Source organism: Shewanella sp. SM29, assembly GCF_025654245.1.
GTDB classification, from domain to species: Bacteria; Pseudomonadota; Gammaproteobacteria; order Enterobacterales; family Shewanellaceae; genus Shewanella; species Shewanella oncorhynchi.
The window spans coordinates 1-4130 of sequence record NZ_JAKKRN010000065.1 but is presented as its reverse complement, the minus strand read 5'-3'; the positions used below and the strand labels follow the sequence as shown (position 1 = coordinate 4130).

Genomic DNA, 4130 nt, shown 5'->3' with positions numbered 1-4130 from the left:
TGAGTGGAAAGTGAAGAAACATGGCACAGATGTAAAGCGCCGAGTGTGGCGCAAACTGCATATTGCCGTAGATACACATAGCCATGAAATTATTGCCGCAGAACTCAGTTTATCAGGTGTAACAGACGCAGAAGTGATGCCCAATTTACTTAAGCAAACCCATCGAAAAATCCGCAATATCTCGGGTGATGGTGCTTACGACACAAAAGCCTGTCACGAAGCCGTTCGTCGAAAACGCGCTTTAGTGCTAATTCCACTTAGGGAAGGTGCTGACTTCCTGTTAGCAGTCAAAGGTAATCAAAGTGCTTTGCATCAGCGCGAAAAAGAGGCCTTTGAAGCTCATAGAAACCGTCACTCAAATCGAGGCGCAGTGTAGTAGAAAGAATATCGGGAATACCAAACTATAGCGGCGCCAAAGGAGCTGATTGATGCTAGATGGCCGACAATACAAACGTTTGGCAAAGTCATTAGCTATCGGGTACACAAAGGAGAAGGAAAGCTTCAGACACGTTACTACATCAGTTCTGCAATATTATCGGCCGAAGAGTTAGCCTACGCACAAAGCAAAGCAAAGCAAAGCAAAGCAAAGCAAAGCAAAGCAAAGCAAAGCAAAGCAAAGCAAAGCAAAGCAAAGCAAAGCAAAGCAAAGCAAAGCAAAGCAAAGCAAAGCAAAGCAAAGCAAAGCAAAGCAAAGCAAAGCAAAGCAAAGCAAAGCAAAGCAAAGCAAAGCAAATTAAGTCTACGCCGCAAGAGACGTCTAGCCGCAATAAATTCAGCGTATTTGGATTAGATAATAAAGGCTTAAAAAGCATTCTCGATGCTTACCCTGACAAGTCAATGGGTGCTGAGATGGTCACTTCGGTCGCGGCATCGAAATGTGCCATGATTTAGGTGCACAAAATCTGACTCGAGGTGACCGATATTCACTATAAACTTATCAGCATTGATTTGAGGCCTTTAACCCTAACAATACCATTGCTTTTAATCGTAAAATTAAGCGCACTTTATCACTCGATACTCTCAGCCTACGCTCGTGGTGATGGAAGCCCAGCGCGAATTACTGGAGGCGTACTATCGAAAAGCTCGGTCATACCATCAAGCTTATCCCCGCCAGAATGGTAAACATAAAGGGAAGATAATTTTTTTAAAAACTGGATATATTGACTAATACCACCCATTCTTGATTTGTGCTATTTGCTGTTAATACAGAGTTATAGCCATTTTCCTCAGTGCTGATTTCAATAATATTTCATGCAAGCATGTATTACACGTATCAAATAACGCCCAAGGAAGATCTGCTTTGCAGACTAGATAACTAAGGATACACAATGAAAAACACACTACTCTTCGCAGCAATTAGCTTAGCGATTGCAACTCCCGTTCTTGCCCATAACACTCATGCAAGCCCCTCATTAGGCAACAACACACCAAACAGTTCACCAGCTCAACCCGTCCCGCCACCGCCCTCTGCACCGATTAGCTTAATTGAATCACATAGACCGCTACTGCGGGAGACGCCATTGATGGCATCCCCCAATGATCCGACGATGACAGAGCAGCCTAAGATTCATTCACGCCAAAAACGTCAGATAGAGGTCTCGGAGCAACCCCCACTTAAGTTGCAGAATCGTAGCGCCGCGATGCAAGTCAGCGACTGCAGTGACTTTGTTGGGAAATCAGGTCAGGCACTAGTCAATGAACTGAGCCAATCTACGCCCGAATGTGTCGGTAAACTCTATAGCCTCAAAGGCAGTAGCGCGACCGCACTATTTAGCGAGGCCAATGTGATCAGTGTCGCCAACGCCATTGCCACTAAAGCAAAGGACTACACTGGGGTCGATATTCAGCATCTTGAGTCCCATATTTACTTTATTCGTGCCGCCCTCTATGTGCAGTTTTACAGCCCAAATGATGTGCCCACTTACAGCAATGCTGCTAAGGTCAGCTTAAAATCTGCCCTTAATGCGTTATTTGCGAACGCTGCGATTTGGACTGTCTCCGATGACAATGCTGGCGTGTTGAAAGAAGCCTTAATCCTGATTGACTCAGCCGAGCTCGGCGCCGATTTCAATCATGTCACCATTAAAGTGCTTACTGACTACGACGCTAACTGGCAAGCCAGTTTCGCCATGAACGCCGCAGCAAACTCAGTGTTTACCACCTTATTCCGCGCTCAATGGAATGATGACATGCAGGCGCTGTTCGCGCGTGACCAAAGCATTTTAGATGCGCTGAATAACTTCCAACTCGAACATCGCGACTTGTTAGGCACCAATGCAGAGTACCTTTTGGTCAATTCAGTTAAAGAGTTGTCTAGGCTGTATTACATTGATGCCATGCGCCCGCGAGTGACCCAGCTGGTCAAAAACATCCTCAGCAGCACCAGCAAAACCGAACCGAGCAAAGTGCTTTGGTACGCGGCGGCAGAAATGGCCGACTATTACGATCGCAGCCATTGTAATGATTACAATATCTGTGGTTTTAAGGCGCAGTTAGAGGCCGATGCCTTACCTTTCAACTGGAAATGCTCCGACAGCCTTAAGATCCGCGCCCAAGATCTCTATCAAGATCAAGCCAAGTGGGCCTGTGATGTGCTGACCAGCCAAGAAAGTTATTTCCACAGTAAACTCGAAACGGGCATGCAACCTGTGGGGCAAGATAACAACGATGACTTAGAGCTAGTGATCTTCGGCAGTTCGTCTGAATATAAATCCTTAGCCAACAGTATCTTTGGTATCAGTACCGACAATGGCGGCATGTATTTAGAAGGTTCGCCCGCTGGACTCAAAAATCAGGCACGTTTTATCGCCTATGAAGCCGAATGGCGCACGCCGGATTTCCACGTCTGGAACCTGCAACACGAATACGTACACTACCTCGATGGACGCTATAACCTGTTTGGTGACTTTAGTCGTGGCACTTCGGCCAATACCATTTGGTGGATTGAAGGCCTCGCAGAATACATCTCTTACCGTGACGCAAACCCTGCGGCAATTGCCATGGGCGAAACAGGTGAGTATATGTTGTCGACCATCTTCAAAAACAACTATGAATCTGGCCAAGACCGCATCTATCGCTGGGGCTATCTGGCGGTGCGTTTCATGTTTGAACACCACAGGGACGATGTGAGACAGATTCTGGCCTACCTACGCAACGATCAATATGCAGAATATCAAGCCTTTATGGATAATATCGGCACACGTTACGATAACGAATGGCAGGGTTGGCTCGCCAGTGGTTTAAGCACTGCTGACGATGGCATAGTCGATAAGGGCCCGAGTGATGTCGACGCTGAGCCCAGTGGCCGCGAAGGCAACTGGACAGGACCAGCGGGCACWATCAGTAAGGATTACTCRCCTTGCCAAGTGACGAACGAAGCCTACCGTTACACTGAATCGGCCAGCCTGAAAATTGATGTGCCGATGGAATGTATCGATTCAAAACTCGGCCGCGCCAGTTTCAGCTTCACCAATACCGATCGCACAGCCCAAGAGCTTTGGATCAAGATTGGCGGTGGTTGGGGAGATGCCGACATTTATTTCGATTCTAGAGGCTGGGCAAGCCCTGAGCAAAACCAAGGCGCTGGTATCGGTAATGGTAATTATCAAGTGATTAAGGTGCAGTTAAACCCCAACGAGTATTGGCACTACATTACCTTATCGGGGGACTTTGGCGGTGTTGATATGCAAGTCAGCACCACTGAGCTATTTGCTGATATCGACCCCGATCTGGGGGATGGCGGCGTGGATCCTGAGCCACCAGCCAATTGCGGCGCAGCGACCTTAGATTACGGTAAGCTCACCCTAGGCAAAAATGAGTGCATCAGTGGCGGGCGTAACAGCTTCTACTTCTGGGTTGAGGAAGATGATACCCAGTTCACCGTCACCACTAAGGGCGGCTCTGGGGATGCCAATATTTACTTCAATGCCAGTCAGTGGGCCGACGCAGATAATGCCGATGCAAAGAGCGCTCAAGCAGGAAATCAAGAATCGCTTAGCTTCAGCGCCAATCGTGGCTGGCGTTATATCACGATTGATACTGCCACTGAGTTTAGCGGCGTAACACTGACCTTAAGCACAGGCACGAGTAACACACCCGATCCGGTGCTCATTGCCAACGCCTGCGCGACG

At 47.8% G+C, this 4130-nt stretch carries 1 protein-coding gene and 2 pseudogenes; all 3 read left to right on the top strand.

Annotated elements, in window-relative coordinates; translation table 11 throughout:
* Positions 1–277, top strand: a pseudogene (locus L5L77_RS22340) (transposase); the annotation flags it as partial.
* A gap of 644 nt (positions 278–921) precedes the next feature.
* A pseudogene (locus L5L77_RS22335) lies at positions 922–1121 on the top strand (IS110 family transposase); the annotation flags it as partial.
* A gap of 207 nt (positions 1122–1328) precedes the next feature.
* A partial coding sequence (locus tag L5L77_RS22330; RefSeq protein WP_263223432.1) for a M9 family metallopeptidase occupies positions 1329–4130 on the top strand: 2802 nt, incomplete at its 3' end.